The 18,724-nt window shown below is 39.6% G+C and carries 33 protein-coding genes; 1 reads left to right on the top strand and 32 read right to left on the bottom strand.

The annotated features are described in order from the left end of the window. Positions 1-73 precede the first annotated feature (73 nt). Positions 74-700 carry a DUF6563 family protein gene (locus K6V21_RS08670; protein ID WP_007212098.1) on the bottom strand — a complete coding sequence of 209 codons (627 nt, stop codon included), beginning with the start codon at positions 698-700 and terminating at the stop codon, positions 74-76. Between the two features lie 389 nt (positions 701-1,089). On the opposite strand from K6V21_RS08670, the gene K6V21_RS08665 reads away from it, so the two are divergent. Beyond that, the gene (locus K6V21_RS08665) at positions 1,090-2,901 is read left to right on the top strand and encodes a MutS family DNA mismatch repair protein (RefSeq protein ID WP_224321505.1); all 1,812 of its coding nucleotides are present in this window, start codon (positions 1,090-1,092) and stop codon (positions 2,899-2,901) included. Positions 2,902-2,940: 39 nt separating this feature from the next. Here K6V21_RS08665 and K6V21_RS08660 read toward each other — a convergent pair whose 3' ends face one another. The 31 genes from K6V21_RS08660 to rplC all read right to left on the bottom strand — a co-directional run bounded on the left by K6V21_RS08660 (position 2,941) and on the right by rplC (position 18,710). Continuing rightward, positions 2,941-3,480: a hypothetical protein gene (locus K6V21_RS08660; RefSeq protein WP_224321504.1), complete on the bottom strand. Its 540-nt coding sequence runs from the start codon at positions 3,478-3,480 to the stop codon at positions 2,941-2,943. Positions 3,481-3,590: 110 nt separating this feature from the next. Continuing rightward, positions 3,591-4,025 (bottom strand): hypothetical protein, encoded by a 435-nt coding sequence (locus K6V21_RS08655; RefSeq protein ID WP_217713534.1) that lies wholly within the window; start codon positions 4,023-4,025, stop codon positions 3,591-3,593. A gap of 169 nt (positions 4,026-4,194) precedes the next feature. Further along, on the bottom strand, positions 4,195-4,704 hold the full coding sequence (rplQ, locus tag K6V21_RS08650) for a 50S ribosomal protein L17 (protein ID WP_044263525.1): 510 nt from the start codon (positions 4,702-4,704) through the stop codon (positions 4,195-4,197). A gap of 3 nt (positions 4,705-4,707) precedes the next feature. Beyond that, positions 4,708-5,700 (bottom strand): DNA-directed RNA polymerase subunit alpha, encoded by a 993-nt coding sequence (locus K6V21_RS08645; protein WP_007212090.1) that lies wholly within the window; start codon positions 5,698-5,700, stop codon positions 4,708-4,710. 13 nt (positions 5,701-5,713) lie between these two features. Further along, positions 5,714-6,319: a 30S ribosomal protein S4 gene (rpsD, locus tag K6V21_RS08640; protein ID WP_007212089.1), complete on the bottom strand. Its 606-nt coding sequence runs from the start codon at positions 6,317-6,319 to the stop codon at positions 5,714-5,716. Between the two features lie 116 nt (positions 6,320-6,435). After that, positions 6,436-6,825, bottom strand: a complete 390-nt coding sequence (gene rpsK / locus K6V21_RS08635; RefSeq protein ID WP_007212088.1) for a 30S ribosomal protein S11 — start codon at positions 6,823-6,825, stop codon at positions 6,436-6,438. Positions 6,826-6,836: 11 nt separating this feature from the next. Next, a complete protein-coding gene (gene rpsM, locus K6V21_RS08630) occupies positions 6,837-7,217 on the bottom strand; it encodes a 30S ribosomal protein S13 (RefSeq protein WP_007212087.1) in 381 nt (126 codons plus the stop codon). Between the two features lie 34 nt (positions 7,218-7,251). Then, entirely contained in the window at positions 7,252-7,368 is a 117-nt protein-coding gene (gene ykgO, locus K6V21_RS08625) for a type B 50S ribosomal protein L36 (protein ID WP_002558051.1), read from the bottom strand. A gap of 9 nt (positions 7,369-7,377) precedes the next feature. Beyond that, positions 7,378-7,596: a translation initiation factor IF-1 gene (infA, locus tag K6V21_RS08620; protein ID WP_002558052.1), complete on the bottom strand. Its 219-nt coding sequence runs from the start codon at positions 7,594-7,596 to the stop codon at positions 7,378-7,380. 9 nt (positions 7,597-7,605) lie between these two features. Further along, a complete protein-coding gene (map, locus tag K6V21_RS08615) occupies positions 7,606-8,403 on the bottom strand; it encodes a type I methionyl aminopeptidase (protein ID WP_217713533.1) in 798 nt (265 codons plus the stop codon). A 12-nt stretch (positions 8,404-8,415) separates the two neighbouring features. After that, the gene (secY, locus tag K6V21_RS08610; RefSeq protein ID WP_007212085.1) at positions 8,416-9,756 is read right to left on the bottom strand and encodes a preprotein translocase subunit SecY; all 1,341 of its coding nucleotides are present in this window, start codon (positions 9,754-9,756) and stop codon (positions 8,416-8,418) included. A gap of 4 nt (positions 9,757-9,760) precedes the next feature. After that, positions 9,761-10,207, bottom strand: coding sequence for a 50S ribosomal protein L15 (gene rplO, locus K6V21_RS08605; protein ID WP_007212084.1), 447 nt, complete (start codon positions 10,205-10,207; stop codon positions 9,761-9,763). A gap of 30 nt (positions 10,208-10,237) precedes the next feature. Then, positions 10,238-10,414, bottom strand: coding sequence for a 50S ribosomal protein L30 (gene rpmD / locus K6V21_RS08600; protein WP_005929058.1), 177 nt, complete (start codon positions 10,412-10,414; stop codon positions 10,238-10,240). Positions 10,415-10,424: 10 nt separating this feature from the next. Further along, the gene (gene rpsE, locus K6V21_RS08595) at positions 10,425-10,940 is read right to left on the bottom strand and encodes a 30S ribosomal protein S5 (RefSeq protein WP_007212082.1); all 516 of its coding nucleotides are present in this window, start codon (positions 10,938-10,940) and stop codon (positions 10,425-10,427) included. A 5-nt stretch (positions 10,941-10,945) separates the two neighbouring features. Further along, positions 10,946-11,290, bottom strand: a complete 345-nt coding sequence (gene rplR, locus K6V21_RS08590) for a 50S ribosomal protein L18 (RefSeq protein WP_149949724.1) — start codon at positions 11,288-11,290, stop codon at positions 10,946-10,948. 21 nt (positions 11,291-11,311) lie between these two features. Beyond that, on the bottom strand, positions 11,312-11,881 hold the full coding sequence (rplF, locus tag K6V21_RS08585) for a 50S ribosomal protein L6 (RefSeq protein ID WP_217713532.1): 570 nt from the start codon (positions 11,879-11,881) through the stop codon (positions 11,312-11,314). A gap of 15 nt (positions 11,882-11,896) precedes the next feature. After that, positions 11,897-12,292, bottom strand: coding sequence for a 30S ribosomal protein S8 (gene rpsH, locus K6V21_RS08580; protein WP_004291226.1), 396 nt, complete (start codon positions 12,290-12,292; stop codon positions 11,897-11,899). 53 nt (positions 12,293-12,345) lie between these two features. Then, the gene (rpsN, locus tag K6V21_RS08575; protein WP_007212079.1) at positions 12,346-12,645 is read right to left on the bottom strand and encodes a 30S ribosomal protein S14; all 300 of its coding nucleotides are present in this window, start codon (positions 12,643-12,645) and stop codon (positions 12,346-12,348) included. A 4-nt stretch (positions 12,646-12,649) separates the two neighbouring features. Further along, positions 12,650-13,207, bottom strand: a complete 558-nt coding sequence (gene rplE / locus K6V21_RS08570) for a 50S ribosomal protein L5 (protein ID WP_044263536.1) — start codon at positions 13,205-13,207, stop codon at positions 12,650-12,652. Continuing rightward, on the bottom strand, positions 13,207-13,539 hold the full coding sequence (rplX, locus tag K6V21_RS08565; RefSeq protein ID WP_044263537.1) for a 50S ribosomal protein L24: 333 nt from the start codon (positions 13,537-13,539) through the stop codon (positions 13,207-13,209). Before rplX ends, rplE begins: the two co-directional genes overlap by 1 nt. Before the next feature lie 20 nt (positions 13,540-13,559). Beyond that, positions 13,560-13,925, bottom strand: coding sequence for a 50S ribosomal protein L14 (gene rplN / locus K6V21_RS08560; RefSeq protein WP_007212076.1), 366 nt, complete (start codon positions 13,923-13,925; stop codon positions 13,560-13,562). Positions 13,926-13,927: 2 nt separating this feature from the next. Beyond that, positions 13,928-14,197, bottom strand: coding sequence for a 30S ribosomal protein S17 (gene rpsQ / locus K6V21_RS08555; protein ID WP_007212075.1), 270 nt, complete (start codon positions 14,195-14,197; stop codon positions 13,928-13,930). Beyond that, the gene (gene rpmC, locus K6V21_RS08550; RefSeq protein WP_007212074.1) at positions 14,194-14,391 is read right to left on the bottom strand and encodes a 50S ribosomal protein L29; all 198 of its coding nucleotides are present in this window, start codon (positions 14,389-14,391) and stop codon (positions 14,194-14,196) included. The genes rpsQ and rpmC overlap by 4 nt, the downstream gene beginning before the upstream one ends. A gap of 5 nt (positions 14,392-14,396) precedes the next feature. Next, positions 14,397-14,831, bottom strand: a complete 435-nt coding sequence (gene rplP / locus K6V21_RS08545) for a 50S ribosomal protein L16 (RefSeq protein ID WP_007212073.1) — start codon at positions 14,829-14,831, stop codon at positions 14,397-14,399. 23 nt (positions 14,832-14,854) lie between these two features. Then, positions 14,855-15,586 carry a 30S ribosomal protein S3 gene (gene rpsC, locus K6V21_RS08540; RefSeq protein ID WP_007212072.1) on the bottom strand — a complete coding sequence of 244 codons (732 nt, stop codon included), beginning with the start codon at positions 15,584-15,586 and terminating at the stop codon, positions 14,855-14,857. A gap of 5 nt (positions 15,587-15,591) precedes the next feature. Beyond that, positions 15,592-16,002 (bottom strand): 50S ribosomal protein L22, encoded by a 411-nt coding sequence (rplV, locus tag K6V21_RS08535; RefSeq protein WP_004291236.1) that lies wholly within the window; start codon positions 16,000-16,002, stop codon positions 15,592-15,594. Positions 16,003-16,036: 34 nt separating this feature from the next. Further along, entirely contained in the window at positions 16,037-16,306 is a 270-nt protein-coding gene (rpsS, locus tag K6V21_RS08530; protein ID WP_007212071.1) for a 30S ribosomal protein S19, read from the bottom strand. Between the two features lie 20 nt (positions 16,307-16,326). Next, complete coding sequence (rplB, locus tag K6V21_RS08525) at positions 16,327-17,151, bottom strand: 50S ribosomal protein L2 (RefSeq protein WP_007212070.1); 825 nt, start codon at positions 17,149-17,151, stop codon at positions 16,327-16,329. A 5-nt stretch (positions 17,152-17,156) separates the two neighbouring features. Next, positions 17,157-17,450: a 50S ribosomal protein L23 gene (rplW, locus tag K6V21_RS08520; RefSeq protein ID WP_007212069.1), complete on the bottom strand. Its 294-nt coding sequence runs from the start codon at positions 17,448-17,450 to the stop codon at positions 17,157-17,159. Between the two features lie 16 nt (positions 17,451-17,466). Continuing rightward, the gene (gene rplD / locus K6V21_RS08515; RefSeq protein ID WP_026367239.1) at positions 17,467-18,093 is read right to left on the bottom strand and encodes a 50S ribosomal protein L4; all 627 of its coding nucleotides are present in this window, start codon (positions 18,091-18,093) and stop codon (positions 17,467-17,469) included. Then, positions 18,093-18,710, bottom strand: coding sequence for a 50S ribosomal protein L3 (gene rplC / locus K6V21_RS08510; RefSeq protein WP_007212067.1), 618 nt, complete (start codon positions 18,708-18,710; stop codon positions 18,093-18,095). Before rplC ends, rplD begins: the two co-directional genes overlap by 1 nt. Positions 18,711-18,724: the final 14 nt, after the last annotated feature.

The following is an 18,724-nucleotide window of genomic DNA, read 5'->3' as shown; positions in this document are numbered from 1 at the left end:
TTCCGTAAGATGCCGCAATATAGAAATAAATCCCGATATCAACAAGTGATACCGGGATTTATTTATCATTTAGTCATTTTAAGCGTAGTAAGTATTTACCTGTAACTTCCGCACTTTCACTGCTTTCCTGTAAGAAGGCGTTCAGAAGTTCCGGCTCATTTTTCAGTAGCTGTAGCATTTTGTCTTTTCCTACGAATTCTACTTTACCCGTTTCCGGATTCAGTTCATAATAAACCCGCGCATTGACCAGCCCCGAAGCGGCAATGGCCGTACCGACATCTCCACCCAGCTTCGTAGCGTCGGCAGGCTGTGTGGTACTTGCCGCCACAGAACCTACAGGCTGTGCATAGAAATAAATTTTCCCCTGTATCCAAGTGGCAGGGGCATACCAACCGCCGAAACGGAAACGTTTATAACGCACTTTCTTACAGTTGACGTATAACGCCGAGTCAGCCCTCACCGCATAACAACGGGATTTCAAATATCGGCAGAGACCGGGATTGTCATCTACCGAGACGCGATAGTCAGCACCCCCCATCAGTAAAATCTGATTCTTGGAGCGCTTCTCTATCTTCAATGTGGAGAGTGTGTCGCCACGATCTTCCACCAGTTCCTTCAAATTGGCATATATCACTTGCTGGGCGCTCCCATGCAAAGCAACCAATAATCCGAATATGCCTAATAACCACCACCTTTTCATACCCCAAGCTTTTCTTTCTAAAACAGTTTTATCTGAGCGAAAGTTACATTATTTATCCAAGAAGAGCAAATTATTGAAAAGAAAAATGCAATTACGGCAGATTTATGTTCATGCATATTTATACTTGGGCTTATCTCTGTACTGCATAATACGCTTCAAAGTTGCGAGTAACTGGAGAAATAAGCAATACTCATCAAAGAGATATATAAGGCGAGAACCTGCCACCTCGATAGATTATTAGGGTATTACACAGTTCTCATTAAAGGAAACGACAGTTCGCTTAAGGAGCGCAAGACCGGGCCAAGTTTTCTGTTAGGAGAAGAGAAAGCGCATAAAGCATTTGGTTATAAAGCAGGCTTATTTTACCTTTGCGGCAAAGAGACAATAGAATGGACACAATCAATGAAATAACCGCCACTTATCAGCGCATCGCTGAAGAAGGACGTTCGGAATTAAATAAAGTACAAAACAAGATTTACCGCATAGGCTCACTGCGATTATTGTTATTTGTTGCAGGAATTGCGGGAATTATATATTTCTGGTCATCAGGCTGGATAGTATTAACGGGGATCATTACCGTTACACTTCTGCCTTTTATCCTGTTGATAAAGTATCACAACCGGCTGTTTCACCGGAAAGATTATCTGGAAAAAAAGATAGCAATCAATGAGCAAGAACTTTCGGCGCTGAATTATGACACATCCTCTTTTGAAGACGGAGCAGAATTTATCAATCCAGCACACCTGTACAGTTATGACCTGGATGTGTTTGGTCCACATTCTCTTTTTCAGTATATAAACCGTAGCTGTACGCAACTTGGAAAAAGCTTGTTAGCCAATTGGCTGGGCACGCATCTGGTAAATAAGAAAGAGATAGAATTCCGACAGGAAGCCATTCGCGAACTGGCATCGGAATTGAACTTTCGACAAGAATTCCGTATTCTGGGACTGCTCTATAAAGGAAAAGCTGCTGATGAAGATGAATTAAAGGCATGGGCTAAGAGTCCCAGTGTCTTCCGGAAGAATATTTTCTTTCGCATGCTGCCGCTATTGGCGGGTGGAATAAATATCTTATGTATAGCATTGGCTATTGCAGGCATTATTCCGCTCACAGTTTTCGGTATTCTATGGTTATGCTTTGTTTTTGCCAGCTTTTGTTTCACTAGTAAAATCACTAAAATGCAAGCTGTCTACGGAAAGAAGCTACAGATATTAGCAACGTATGCCAATCTGCTCCGACTTATAGAGAACCAACCCATGAAAAGTCCGATATTGAAGGAAGTGAGAGAGTGGATCGGTGATGAAAAACAAACGGCTTCTCACTCCATCCAGCGTCTAAGTAAGCTTATGAACGAACTCGATCAGCGAAACAACGCCTACATATATGCCACCCTCAACGGATTATTCTTCTGGGAAATCCGCAAAATCATACAGATTGAAGGATGGAAAGAGCAATATGCTTCTGAACTGCCACGCTGGCTGACAGCTATCGCTCACATGGATGCTCTGTGTTCACTGGCCACATTCGCCTATAATCATCCGGATTACTCCTACCCTATTATTACCACCCGGTCTTTCAGTCTCCGCGCCGCATCTATGGGACATCCACTGATGAACCGCGACAAATGTGTACGCAATGACATTGATATAGAAAAACGTCCTTTCTTCATTATTATCACCGGAGCAAATATGGCAGGCAAAAGTACGTATCTTCGTACGGTAGGCATCAACTATTTGCTGGCTTGCATCGGCACCCCCGTTTGCGCCCGGAGTATGGAACTGTATCCTGTTCAGCTCATCACCAGTCTGCGCACCAGCGACTCCCTGAATGATAACGAATCCTATTTCTTTGCAGAACTGAAACGTCTGAAACTTATCATCGACAAACTACAAGCCGGTGAAGAGTTTTTCATCATCCTTGATGAGATTCTAAAAGGAACCAACTCTATGGATAAGCAGAAAGGCTCGCTCGCCCTTATCAAACAATTCATGACTTTACAGGCAAATGGTATCATCGCTACTCACGACCTGATGCTCGGCACGCTTGCCGACATTTATCCTGATGACATCCATAATTACCGATTCGAAGCCGACATCACAGGTAATGAACTGACCTTTTCTTATCGTCTGCGCGAAGGAGTAGCTCAGAATATGAATGCCTGTTTCCTGATGAAAAAAATGGGGATAGCCGTTACCGACTAATCCCCATAACTTCAAAGTTAAGTCCAGAAACCCTGAGGGTTAGTTCACTTTACACTTCGCCAAGAAAGCCGATATGGTTGCTGCGTCATTCCCTGTATAATAATGTACAGAGGTTACCGGAGTGTATGTATAAGGCACAAACTGGAACAGCTGAACGGCTGCAAATTTATTATCTTGAGAAAGTATAACATCCAAACGTACATTACCGCTTCCTTCACTCTTTACACCTTCTTCAATAGAAAGCTGGCCTTTTTCAATCATCTCTTTCAACTTACCCATGTGTTTCAAATCGAAGAACACGCTGCGTTCCTTAGTAATACTTCCTGTCGGAATATATACCACTTCTTTAGATTTCCAGAACAAACGGAATATTCCTAAGAGGAAAAATGCCGTACCTAACACCATCAACAACATACTAAGCGTAGATGAGCGGTCAGTTACTTCAAAAGTTGATGCGAATACAAGGATACCTAACAGCAGCATTGCCACTGAAAAAATTAGTCCGGAGACACTTGTGCGTTTTGCGATATCGGGGTGTGTAGACGCAAAAATAGTTGCGTCAATTACTTGAGTTGCCATAATTTAAATCGTTTAAAATGAATAAAAGTTTAACTGATAAAACATACCAATAATCACCTCGTACAGTCTATGACCACATAAGGCAAATAAATCTGAATTCATTCAAACGTCTAAATGATAATTCGCCTGAGCGTAAATACATAATATTCACACGCAGGGTGGCAACGATAAGAGGTGCTGGTATCAAACAACTTCGAGCGATGCAATGACAGTACATCGTCACGATGAGCCAGCCGCTCTATCATGTCTTTTAACGAAAGGATATATTCTGTTGTATACAAACGTTGCGCACGTGAAAAGGTGAGCAACTGAGTAGTTCCAGCGGAGCTTGCAAGTTCTGCATCTGACAAGTATGGCAATTTCGGAGCCGGAATATAACTTCCTTGCCGAACATCATTTCGCTGTGTATTCCCCTCTTCTCCTAAACTAACTTGAGCGGCAATAACCATTTCATCTACCGTCTGTACGGTAAATGCATCACTCACACTTCCACAAAAGGCAGTAGCAAGGACCAGGAATAATATCACCTTCAGAAACTTTGCCATATCTATCTGCAAAGATAACAGTTTGTTTCATTTAATTGTTTAATAGTAGAACCTTTTAATGAATGTTTAGGAAAGATATATCTTCTTTCCTTCCAAAATATCCGAATGCAGAGTAAAAAAGCCGCCCCTTTCACAAGAGACGGCTTTTATATTGAAAAGAATAGTCGATTTATTCAGCTTTAGCTTCTTCCGCTTTTGCCTCTTCAACTGCCGGTGCTTCAGCAACCGGAGCTTCTGCCGGAGCAGCAGCTTCAGTAGCAGCTTTCTTAGAACGGCGGGTGCGAGTAGCTTTCTTAGCAACCTTTTCCTTAGCCATGTTTTCGTTGTAATCAACGAGTTCAATAAAGCACATTTCAGCGTTGTCACCTAGACGGTGTCCTGTCTTGATGATACGAGTATAACCACCCGGACGGTCAGCAATCTTCACAGAGATTTCCTTGAACAGTTCCGTTACAACTTGCTTGTCTTGCAGATTGCTGAATACAACACGACGAGAGTTAGTCGTGTCATCCTTTGACTTCGTAATCAAAGGCTCAACAAACTTCTTCAGAGCTTTAGCCTTTGCAACAGTCGTAGTGATTCTTTTGTGCTTAATCAAAGAACATGCCATGTTAGATAACATCGCGTTTCTGTGAGAAGCAGTACGACCTAAATGATTGAATTTCTTATTATGTCTCATTTTTTATTCTTTATCTAATTTATATTTAGAAATATCGGTTCCAAACGAAAGATTCAGACTTTCCAGCAAATCATCAAGCTCAGTAAGCGATTTCTTTCCGAAGTTTCTGAATTTCAGCAAATCCGTCTTATTGAATTGTACCAAATCACCCAATGTTTCTACATCGGCAGCCTTCAAGCAGTTGAGGGCACGAACCGATAAGTCCATATCAACAAGTTTAGTTTTCAACAATTGACGCATGTGCAATACTTCTTCATCAAATTCTTCATTGCCATCCACATCATTGCTTTCCAATGTAATCTTCTCATCAGAGAAGAGCATAAAGTGATAAATCAGAATCTTTGCAGCTTCTTTCAGCGCTTCCTTCGGATGAATAGAACCGTCGGTAGTAATCTCAAGTACCAATTTGTCGTAGTCCGTCTTTTGTTCAACACGGAACGGTTCAATCTGATACTTCACATTACGTATCGGTGTATAAATGGAATCGATAGGAATTACGTTAACATCCGTGCAATATTCGCGGTTTTCATCAGCCGGAACATATCCACGACCTTTGTTAATCGTAATATCGATTTGCATAGTTGCTTTAGAATCTAAATGACAAATAACTAATTCAGGATTTAACACTTCAAATCCAGTCAAATACTTACCTATGTCACCTGCTTTAAATTCACTAGAATTTTCGATTGTAATACTTACTTTCTCACTTTCGAATTCTTCAACTACTTGCTTGAATCTCACCTGTTTCAGATTCAAGATAATGTTAGTAACATCCTCTTTAACTCCCGGTACGCTAGAGAACTCATGCTCAACACCATCTATTTTGATAGTAGTGATAGCAAAACCCTCTAATGACGAAAGCAGGATGCGGCGTAGTGCATTACCAACGGTAATACCAAAACCGGGCTCCAACGGACGAAATTCGAATTTACCGAATCTAGAATCCGCTTCCAACATTAATACTTTATCAGGTTTTTGAAATGCTAATATCGCCATGAAATTAATTATTTTATTTAGAATACAATTCTACGATCAAATGCTCTTTAATGTTTTCAGGAATGTCTGCTCTTTCAGGTACATGCAACAATTTACCAACCTTAGAGTTATCATCCCATTCCAACCAAGGATATTTGCTGTGGTTAAAGCCAGCCAGTGAATTAGCAATTACTTCCAAAGATTTAGATCTTTCACGAACACCAATGACCTGACCCGGTTTTACTGCAAATGAAGGAATATTTACCACTTCACCATCCACAGTAATATGCTTGTGACCCACCAACTGACGAGCAGCTGCACGAGTAGGAGCAATACCTAAACGGAATACAATGTTATCAAGACGACCTTCGAGCAACTGAAGCAGAATTTCACCGGTAATACCTTTAGCTGTTTCTGCCTTTTCAAACAGGTTGCGGAATTGTTTCTCTAAAACTCCATAGGTGTATTTGGCCTTCTGTTTCTCACGAAGTTGAACACCATACTCAGAAGTTTTTCTTTTTCTGGAATTACCGTGTTGTCCGGGAGGATAGTTCTTCTTTGACAATACTTTATCTGCTCCGAAGATACCTTCACCGAATTTACGGGCTATTCTTGATTTTGGTCCAGTATATCTAGCCATTTCTTTTAAATTTTAATTGTTTTATTCATGAACTCAATTTGTTGCAGCCGCGATTACAGAGAGAAATTAATGTAATCCAAAAACAAAATCAAGATCATTTTTATTAAAGGTAAATCTTAAACTCTACGTCTTTTCGGAGGACGACAACCATTATGTGGAAGCGGAGTTACATCAACGATTTCAGTAACTTCGATACCTGCACCGTGAATAGTTCTAATAGCAGACTCACGTCCGTTACCTGGACCCTTCACATATGCTTTTACCTTTCTCAGGCCAAGATCAAATGCTATCTTCGCACAATCCTGGGCAGCCATCTGTGCTGCATAAGGAGTGTTCTTCTTAGAACCTCTAAATCCCATTTTACCAGCAGATGACCAAGAAATAATCTGCCCTTCACTATTTGCAAGAGAAACAATAATATTGTTGAAAGATGAATGAACATGCAACTGTCCATTAGCGTCAACTTTCACATTTCTCTTCTTTGCTGCAACTGTTTTTTTTGCCATATCAACAATTATTATTTAGTAGCTTTTTTCTTATTTGCAACGGTTTTCTTTCTACCCTTACGAGTACGAGCATTATTCTTTGTGCTCTGTCCTCTTACAGGCAAACCGATACGATGACGTACACCACGGTAACAACCAATATCCATCAAACGTTTGATGTTCAATTGAACTTCCGAGCGAAGATCACCTTCTACTTTAAATTCTGCACCAATGATCTCACGAATCTTGGCAGCTTGATCATCCGTCCAGTCTTTTACCTTCAGGTCTTTATCTACACCAGCTTTATCTAAAATCTTTGCTGAACTACTACGACCTATTCCATAGATATAGGTCAACGCAACTTCACCTCTTTTATTTTGAGGCAAATCGACACCAACTATTCTTATAGCCATATACTAAATTATTTTTTTTGCAAAAATAATAATATTATCCTTGACGTTGTTTATACTTAGGATTTTTCTTGTTAATAACATACAAACGGCCATTGCGTCTAACGATCTTACATTCTGGCGTACGTTTCTTTAAAGATGCTCTTACTTTCATATCTTAATTTTATTTATATCTAAATACAATTCTTCCTTTCGATAAATCGTAAGGAGACATTTCGACTCTTACTTTATCCCCCGGCAGGATTTTAATGTAATGCATTCGCATCTTACCGGAAATATGTGCAGTAATCTCATGTCCGTTTTCTAATTCAACACGAAACATTGCATTAGACAATGCTTCAACAATAACTCCATCTTGTTCTATTGCAGATTGCTTAGCCATATTATTTTTTTAAATTGCTTTATCTCCTAATACTTCTTCTATGAACTCAAACGATGATAAGATATCAGCTTTACCAGCGCCAACAGCCACTGTATGCTCAAAATGAGCTGCATACTTCCAATCCTTAGTTCTCACCGTCCAACCATCACGCTCCATTACTATTTGGCGACTACCTTGCGTAATCATTGGTTCAATAGCAATACAAAGACCTTTCTTTAACATAGTTCCATAACCACGTTTTCCATAATTAGGAACTTGAGGGTCTTCGTGCATTTCTTTACCTATACCATGACCAACAAACTCACGCACTACACCGAATGAATTGGACTCACAATGTTCTTGTATTGCATATCCGATATCACCCAACCGTTTTCCTTGAACGGCATTTTCTATTCCGATGTATAATGCCTCTTTAGTAACCTTCAGTAATTTGCGAACTTCCTCATCTACTTCCCCTACACAAAATGTATAGGCAGAATCACCACAAAACCCATTCATATAAGTACCACAATCAACCGATACAATATCACCTTCTTTTAGTACTATATCTCCAGGAATACCATGTACCACCTGTTCATTTATCGATGTACACAACGAAGCTGGAAATGGATCACCATATTGATTTGGAAAACCTTTGAAAGTAGGAACAGCACCATGATCTCTGATAAACTCTTCCGCTACTTTATCCAGTTCCTTTGTAGTAACTCCCGGCCTTACCAGTTTTGCAACTTCAGCCAATGTCCTCCCGACAAGCAAATTACTCTCACGGAGCAGCTCTATTTCATCTTCCGTTTTAAGAAATATCATCTTATAAAAAGATTAATATGCAGCTACATTACTACGTCCTTTAATACGACCAGATTTCAACAGACCGTCATAATGTCTCATCAACAAGTGACTTTCAATCTGCTGGAGTGTATCAAGAACCACACCTACAAGAATTAACAAAGATGTACCGCCGAAGAATTGAGCAAATTCAGCTTTCACACCAAAAATACCGGCAAACGCTGGCATAATAGCTACCAAAGCCAAGAAGAAAGAGCCAGGCAATGTTATACGAGACATAATATCATCAATATATTCGGCTGTCTTCTTTCCCGGCTTAATACCCGGAATGAAACCATTATTTCTCTTCATATCCTCAGCCATCTGAGTTGGGTTAATCGTAATTGCAGTATAAAAATACGTAAACAGTATAATCATTATTGCAAATACGAAATTATACCAGAAGCTTGTATGATCAGTAAATGCACGTACAAAACCGCTCACATGATCTACATTTGAAAAACCAATAAAGGTGATAGGGATAAACATAATTGCCTGAGCAAAGATGATAGGCATTACGCCAGCTGCATTCACTTTCAAAGGAATGTATTGTCTTGCACCACCATATTGTTTGTTACCTACAATTCTTTTAGCATATTGTACAGGAATTTTTCTTGTACCTTGCACCAACAAAATTGCAGCAGCAATTACCAGCAACAGGAATACGATTTCAATTAAGAACATAACCAAACCACCTGTCTTATCAGTCATACGGGAAATTAATTCCTGGAATAAAGACTGAGGCAAACGGGCAATAATACCGATTAAGATGATAAATGAAATACCATTACCGATACCCTTATCAGTGATTCTCTCACCAAGCCACAAAATAAACATACTACCAGCTGCCAAGATAATGGTAGAGGTAATCATGAACAGAGTCCAATCTAATGAAGCATTTAAGGAAGGACCGGCCTGCATTTTAAGATTGAGCAAATAAGAAGGAGCCTGAACCAACAAAATAATAATCGTCAAATAACGAGTATACTGGTTCATTTTTCTTCTACCACTCTCACCTTCACGTTGAAGTTTCTGGAAATACGGAACCGCAATCCCTAACAACTGAATAACGATTGAAGCAGAGATATAAGGCATAATTCCTAATGCAAAAATAGATGCATTAGAGAATGCTCCTCCCGAAAACATGTTTAATAAGGCTAAGAGGCCCTCGCTTGTTTGTTGATGCAATTGTGTCAGCATAGCCGGATTAATACCAGGCAGTACGACGTACGAACCAAAACGGTAGATTGCCACAAACAATATGGTAATGAGGATCCGCTGTCTCAGATCCTCAATTTTCCATATATTCTTTAATGTTTCAATAGCTTTTCTCATCGAATTAGAGTTTTACTACACTTCCACCAGCAGCTTCAATGGCAGCAACAGCAGTCTTAGAGAATGCATGAGCTTGCACATCCAACTTTGTAGTCAAAGTTCCATTACCTAATACCTTCACCAACTGATTTGAAGAAATAAAACCAGCAGCGATAAAGTCATTAATTCCAACTGATTCCAACTTCTTAGCTTCAGCAAGTTTCTGAATTGTATCCAAGTTGATAGCCTTATACTCTACACGATTAATGTTCTTAAAACCGAATTTAGGAACACGACGTTGGAGAGGCATCTGACCACCTTCAAAACCGATTTTCTTAGAATAACCAGATCTTGATTTAGCTCCCTTATGACCCCTGGTAGAAGTACCTCCCAAGCCAGAACCCGGACCACGTCCAATTCTCTTTCTTGTTTTAGTAGATCCTTCTGCAGGTTTTAAATTACTTAAGTTCATATTGTAATTCGTTTTATATTCAACAAATAATTACTTAACAATGGTAACCAAGTGTTTAACCTTATCCACCATTCCAAGAATTGAAGGAGTACACTCGTGTTCAACCACACGATTCAACTTACGAAGTCCCAGTGCATCGAGAGTTCTTTTCTGATCAGCCGGAGCACCAATTCTACTTTTAACTTGTTTAATCTTTATAGTCGACATATATTCCTCCTTATCCTCTAAATACTTTTTCAATACTAATTCCTCTGTTTTGAGCAACCATACGTGCGTCACGCATTTCACCCAACGCCAGGATAGTAGCCTTCACCAAGTTGTGTGGATTAGAAGATCCTTTTGACTTAGCCAAAACGTCTGTAATACCAACACTTTCAAGTACTGCACGCATTGCACCACCGGCAACTACACCTGTACCATGAGAAGCCGGCTTGATGAATACTTCCGCGCCACCAAACTTAGCGGACTGTTCGTGAGGAACAGTACCCTTCAGTACAGGTACTTTCGTCAGATTCTTCTTAGCTGATTCAACTCCTTTAGCGATTGCTGCGGTAACTTCACCAGCTTTACCAAGACCCCAACCGATGATGCCTTCTTCGTTACCTACAACAACAATTGCAGAGAAACTAAAAGTTCTACCACCTTTGGTCACTTTAGTTACACGATTAATAGCAACCAAACGGTCTTTCAGTTCTATATCGTTTGTAATCTTAACTCTATTATTAATTGCCATAATGATTAAAATTTAAGTCCACCGTTACGAGCAGCATCAGCCACTTCTTTTACTCTCCCATGATACAAGTAACCATTACGGTCGAAAACAACAGTAGTAATACCTGCTTCCTGAGCTTTTTTAGCGATCAACTCTCCAACCTTTGCAGCTTGTTCTTTCTTCGGCAACTTCTCTGTTATACCCAAAGAAGAAGAAGAAGCCAAAGTCTTACCACTCAAATCGTCGATAAGTTGGACGTAGATTTGCTTATTACTTCTAAATACACTCATACGCGGACGTTCAGCAGTACCTGAAATTTTATTGCGTACTCTATATTTGATTTTAATTCGTCTTTCTATTTTTGTTGTCATAACATTCTTATTTTATGTAAATTACTTAGCGCCGGCAGATTTACCAGACTTTCTACGAATTTCTTCACCAACAAACTTAACACCTTTACCTTTATACGGTTCGGGCTTACGGAAAGAACGTATCTTAGAGCAAACTTGACCCAGCAATTGTTTATCGCAAGACTCTAAAATAATAAGAGGATTCTTATTTCTTTCAGATTTTGTCTCTACCTTAACTTCAGGAGGCAACTGTATGAAGATACTATGCGTATAACCCAAGGACAACTCTATGATATTTCCTTGATTAGAAGCACGATACCCCACACCTACAAGTTCCAATTCTTTTTTATATCCTTCAGATACACCAACAACCATGTTGTGAACTAAAGAGCGGTACAAACCATGGAATGCATGCTTTTGTTTGGGATTATCCAACATTGCATTTTCATTCTCACTCAAAGTCACATGACCATCTTCAATGGCAACATTGATAGCAGGATCTATATATTGGCTAAGTTCGCCTTTGGCTCCCTTCACGGTAACCACATTCTCTTTCAGAGTAACTGTTACTCCAGCGGGAATACTAATGGGTAATTTTCCTATTCTTGACATTGCTAATTCCTCCTATTAATATACATAACACAAAACTTCACCACCAATTTTCAGTTCTGCGGCTTCTTTGTTGGTCATTACACCTTTGGAAGTAGATATTATAGCAATACCCAAACCATTAATAACTCGCGGCATGTCCTTGTAACCGGTATACTGACGCAAACCTGGAGAAGAGATTCTTTCCAATTTCTTAATTGCGTTTACTTTGTTAACCGGATCATACTTCAAGGCAACCTTAATTGTACCTTGAGGACCATCTTCTACAAACTTATAATTAAGAATGTAGCCTTTCTCAAAAAGAATCTTAGTGATTTCTTTTTTCAAATTTGAAGCGGGAACTTCTACAACTCTGTGCTTTGCTTGAATAGCGTTCCGCAACCTCGTCAAATAATCTGCTATTGGATCAGTCATATAATAAAAAATTAAATTAATCAGGCCTACCCTGACAATATTTAAAACAAAAATTACCAGCTTGCTTTTTTAATACCGGGAATAAGACCGTTAGAAGCCATCTCGCGGAATTGAATTCTAGAGATACCGAATTGACGGATATATCCTTTAGGACGACCAGTCAACTTGCAACGGTTGTGCATACGAATCGGATTAGAATTTTTAGGCAGTTCCTGCAATTTCTGTGCAGCTTCAAAAGCTTCAGCTGGATCACCTGTTCTAACAATTTGCTTCAATGCAGCTCTCTTCTCGGCATATTTGGCTACTAATTTAGCACGTCTTACTTCACGTGCTTTCATTGATTCCTTTGCCATATTATCAATCTTTTTTAGCGTTTTTAAACGGTAAACCGAATTCTTTCAACAAGGCATAACCTTCTTCATCTGTTTGTGCAGAGGTTACAAAGGTAATATTCATTCCGAGAATTCTGGTAATACTATCGATATTAATTTCAGGGAAAATGATTTGCTCCTGAATACCAAGAGTATAGTTACCCTTTCCATCAAACTTACTTTCAATACCCTTGAAGTCACGGATACGGGGAAGAGCTACACGAACTAATTTTTCAAGAAATTCGTACATTCTCTCACGACGCAAAGTTACCATAACGCCAATCGGCATTTTCTTACGCAACTTAAAGTTAGCGATATCTTTACGAGAAATGGTTGCAACAGCTTTCTGACCTGTAATAGCAGTCATTTCATTAATTGCCACTTCGATAATCTTCTTATCAGCAACAGCCATACCCAAACCCTGATTGATAACAATCTTCTTAAGTACGGGTACCTGCATCGAAGAAGAATACTGGAACTGTGATTTCAATGCAGGCGCAATACGCTCTACATATTCTTTCTTAAGGCTTGCAGTATTACTCATTACTTAATCTCCTCTCCTGATTTTTTAGAAACACGTGCAATAGTCTTCTTACCGTTTTCACCAATAGTTACTTTACGACTGATACGCGTAGCTTTACCCGTCTTAGGATCTACGGGATTCAAGTTAGACAAATGGATAGAAGCTTCCTGCTTCACAATACCACCCTGAGGGTTCTTTGCATTAGGCTTAGTGCTCTTGGACACCATATTGACACCTTCAACAATTGCACGATTTTTATCAACAAGAACCTTCAACACACGACCAGTTTTGCCTTTGTCTTCACCAGCATTTACGTAAACTGTATCGCCTTTTTTAATATGTAATTTACTCATTACTTAAATCTTTTACAAAATTAAAGTACTTCAGGAGCGAGTGACACAACTTTCATGTTGGTAGCACGAAGTTCACGAGCTACCGGACCGAAAATACGACTACCTCTAATCTCGCCTGCATTGTTCAACAATACGCAAGCATTATCATCAAAACGTATATAAGAACCATCGGGACGACGGATTTCTTTCTTAGTACGTACGATCAAAGCTTTAGACACTGCACCTTTTTTAATATCACTTGAAGGAATGACGCTCTTTACAGAAACAACAATCACGTCCCCCACTGAAGCATAACGACGACCCGTACCGCCCAAAACGCGAATACAGAGGGCCTCTTTTGCTCCACTGTTATCACATACTGTAATTCTGGATTCTACTTGTATCATAATTACTTAGCTCTTTCAATTATTTCTACCAATCTCCATCTTTTAGTCTTGCTCAAAGGACGAGTCTCCATAATAAGTACAGTATCACCGATATTGCACTCATTTTTTTCATCATGAGCATGGTACTTCTTAGTCTTGCTAACGAACTTACCATATATGGGGTGTTTCTCTTTAAACTTAGCTGCTACTGTAATGGTCTTCTCCATTTTATTGCTCAGCACAACCCCAGTTCTTTCTTTTCTTAAATTTCTTGCTTCCATCAAGCTCATCATTTATTGTTAAGTTCTCTTTGGCGTAATTCAGTTTTCATACGCGCAATAGTCCTGCGTAATTGTTTGATCTGAGCAGGATTGTCCAAAGGAGAAATAGAATGATTTAAAACCATTTGATTATAGTTTGTCACTTCTGCCTCTACTCTTTCTACCAGATCATTGGTAGGTATTTCTTTAATTTCTGCTATTTTCATATCCATTACGCATTTTGATTTTGAATATCATAATCACGTCTTACAACAAACTTAGTTGTAATAGGAAGCTTCTGTGCAGCTAAGCGCAAAGCTTCTTTTGCGATTTCATAAGATACCCCTTCGGCTTCGATAATAATTCTTCCCGGAGTAACAGGGGCAACAAAGCCCTCTGGAGCACCTTTACCTTTACCCATACGTACATCAGCAGGTTTTCTGGTAATAGGTTTATCCGGGAAAATACGAATCCAAATTTGTCCTTGACGTTGCATATATCTTGTCACTGCAATACGAGCAGCTTCGATCTGACGGCCTGTAATCCATTTTGTTTCCAAAGCCTTAATTCCAAAAGAACCGAAAGCCAACTGGTTACCTCTCTGGGCAATACCTTTTTGACGGCCTTTTTGTTGTCTTCTGAATTTTGTCTTTTTCGGTTGTAACATAATTCCTAAAAATTCAAATTCGTTTAGCGATTATTTTTCTTTCTTTTGAAGTTCTTTCCGCCATTGTTTCCGCTATTGCTTCCACGACCGCTTTCTTTGCTTTGCGTAAAGTTCGGAGCTAATTCTCTCTTACCAAAAACTTCACCTCTACAGATCCAAACTTTAATACCGAGAAGACCAACCTTCGTCAATGCTTCTGCATGACAATAGTCGATATCTGCTCTGAAAGTGTGCAACGGAGTTCTTCCTTCCTTATACATTTCAGAACGGGCCATTTCAGCACCATTCAAACGTCCTGAAATCTGAATTTTGATACCTTCAGCACCCATACGCATTGTATTAGCGATAGCCATTTTAATGGCACGGCGATAGGCAATCTTTCCCTCTACCTGGCGAGCGATGTTGTTTGCAACTATAACAGCATCCAACTCAGGTCTTTTCACTTCGAAGATATTGATCTGAATATCCTTATCGGTAACCTTTTTCAACTCTTCTTTCAACTTATCAACTTCCTGGCCACCTTTACCGATAATAATACCCGGACGTGCAGTACAAACGGTAATAGTCACGAGTTTCAGTGTACGTTCAATTACGATTCTTGAAACACTGGCTTTTGCAAGTCTAGCGTTCAAATATTTACGAATCTTGCTATCTTCCAGCAAAGAATCGCCGTAATTATTTCCACCATACCAATTGGAATCCCATCCTCTGATAATTCCTAAACGGTTGCTTATTGGATTAACTTTTTGTCCCATTTACCTTAATTTTGATCTTCGTTATTACTTTTAGAACCAACGAACAACGTTACGTGATTTGAACGCTTACGAATTCTGTAACCTCTACCCTGCGGAGCCGGTCTCATTCTTTTGAGTGTAGCACCACCATCAACAAAAATCTTCGTTACAAATAATTCGCCACTTTCAGCTTTACGTTCGTTTTTCTGCTCCCAGTTAGCAATTGCAGAGCGCAGTAATTTCTCAACTCTGGCAGCTGCTTCTTTTGAAGAAAACTTCAAAACGCCAAGTGCTCTATTCACTTCCATCCCGCGAATCATGTCAGCCACGAGACGCATTTTGCGAGGGGAAGTAGGAACATTCTGCAACTTTGCAAAATACATGGTCTTAAGGGCTTCTTTTCTTTTTTCAGCCGATATTTTTTTTCTTGCTCCCATTATATTTATACTTTATTATTTCAGATAAATCCTGTTATTTTTTCTTGTTACCAGCGTGTCCTCTGAAAGTACGAGTTGGAGCAAATTCGCCCAACTTGTGCCCTACCATATTTTCGGTAACGTATACAGGAATAAATTTATTTCCGTTATGAACTGCAACTGTATGGCCTACGAAATCAGGCGAAATCATTGAAGCTCTGGCCCAAGTCTTAACAACAATTTTCTTGCCTGATTCATTCATAGCAAGAACTTTCTTCTCAAGCTTAACGTTAATATACGGACCTTTTTTTAATGAACGACTCATAGTTTACTCAATTAATCAGATTACTTCTTTCTTCTCTCAATAATATACTTAGACGATTGTTTCTTCGGAGCTCTAGTCTTAAGTCCCTTAGCATACAATCCCTTACGAGATCTTGGGTGTCCTCCTGAAGCACGTCCTTCACCACCACCCATTGGGTGATCAACCGGGTTCATCACAACACCACGGTTCCGTGGGCGACGACCCATCCAACGAGAACGTCCAGCTTTACCTGAACTTTCCAATCCATGATCTGAATTACCAACACTACCGATAGTAGCTTTACAAGTGCTAAGTATTTGTCTAACTTCACCTGAAGGCAACTTGATAACACAATATTTACCTTCTCTTGAAGTTAGCTGAGCAAAATTACCAGCCGAACGAACCAAAGCTGCGCCTTGACCCGGACGTAATTCAATGTTATGAATTACAGTACCAACCGGAATATTCTGAAGAGGAAGTGCATTACCGATTTCCGGAGCTGCATTTTCACCTGACATCAAAGTCGCACCTACTTGCAATCCATTGGGAGCAATTATATATCTTTTTTCTCCATCTGCATAAAACAACAAAGCAATACGAGCCGAACGATTCGGGTCATATTCTATTGTTTTAACCACTGCAGGCACACCGTCCTTATTTCTCTTGAAATCTACAATTCTGATAATCTTCTTATGACCACCACCGATGTAGCGCATAGTCATCTTACCTTCGCTGTTACGACCACCTGAAGACTTCTTGCCATAAACAAGAGATTTTTCTGGTACCCGCGCAGTAATTTCCTCAAAGGTACCAATAATTTTATGTCTTTGCCCCGGTGTTGTGGGCTTAAATTTACGTACTGCCATTTCTTTTAAATATTGCTATAAAAATCAATAGTATCTCCTTCTTTCAACGTAACGATTGCTTTTTTATAAGCACTCGTACGACCATTGATGATACCAGCTTTTGTATAACGGCTTTTATTTTTGCCTGCATACTTAACCGTATTCACATCAACTACCGTAACGTTATATAAGGCTTCAACTTCACTCTTAATTTCCAGTTTGTTAGCATCAGGACGCACAATAAAGCCGAAACGGTTGTTCGCCTTATCAGTAATTGCTGTCATTTTCTCTGTTACTAACGGTTTAATAATAATTCCCATTATTTAAGCCTCCTTTTTACATTAAGATATTGTCAATAGCCGAAAGAGCGCTTTCAGTAAACACAACAACCCCAGCATTCAATACTCTGTAAGTATTTAATCCTGAGACTGTCTGTACATTTGCACTTTCCACGTTACGAGCCGACAAATATACGTTTTTATTTGCTTCTGGTAAAATCACAAGCAGCTTTTTGTCAGAAACTTTAAGATTTTTTGTCATAGCAACGAAATCTTTCGTTTTCGGAGCTTCAAAATTAAAGTCTTCTACAATAACAACTGCATTGTTCTGAGCTTTATATGCCAAAGCTGACTTACGAGCTAATGTCTTTACTTTTTTATTCAACTTGAAGTAGTAATCTCTAGGTTTAGGACCGAAAGCACGAGCACCACCAACAAGTACCGGTGAATTCATATCACCACGACGTGCACCGCCACCGCCTTTCTGACGACCAATTTTACGAGTAGAACCACTTATCTCACTTCTTTCTTTTGATTTGTGTGTACCCTGACGCTGATTAGCCATAAATTGTTTTACGTCTAAATAGATAGCATGGTCGTTGGGCTCAATTCCGAAGATAGACTCGTTTAACGTAATCTTTCTCCCAGTGTCTTCACCTTTAATGTTATATACGTTAACTTCCATTATTTTTCAATTATTACGATTGAACCTTTGCAACCGGGAACAGAACCCTTAATCAAAAGAAGGTTGTGATCCGGAAGAACCTTTAATACCTGTAAGTTTTGAACAGTCACTCTGTCGCCGCCAAGTTGACCACCCATACGCATTCCTTTGAATACTTTTGCAGGGTATGAACAAGCACCGATAGAACCCGGCTTACGAGCACGATTGTGTTGACCGTGAGTAGCCTGACCTACACCACCAAAACCATGTCTCTTAACTACACCTTGAAAACCCTTACCCTTAGAAGTTCCGATAACATCAACGAACGTTACATCATTGAACAATTCTACGGTAACAGTGTCACCCAGATTTAACTCTGTTTCAAATTCTTTGAACTCAGCCAAGTGTTTCTTGGGAGTTACTCCAGCCTTCTTAAAGTGCCCCATCAACGGTTTAGTCGTATGCTTCTCCTTCTTATCCTGGAAGCCCAACTGAACAGCTGCATAGCCATCTTTTTCGACACTCTTAACTTGAGTAACAACACAAGGACCTGCTTCGATAACAGTGCATGGTACATTCTTACCCTCGGCACTGAAAACGGATGTCATTCCGATTTTTTTTCCTAATAATCCTGGCATTTCACTTAAAATTT

This window comes from Bacteroides cellulosilyticus (genome assembly GCF_020091405.1).
Taxonomy (GTDB): Bacteria; Bacteroidota; Bacteroidia; order Bacteroidales; family Bacteroidaceae; genus Bacteroides.
The sequence above is the reverse complement of the archived record's forward strand: the minus strand, read 5'-3'. Positions and strand labels throughout refer to the sequence as shown.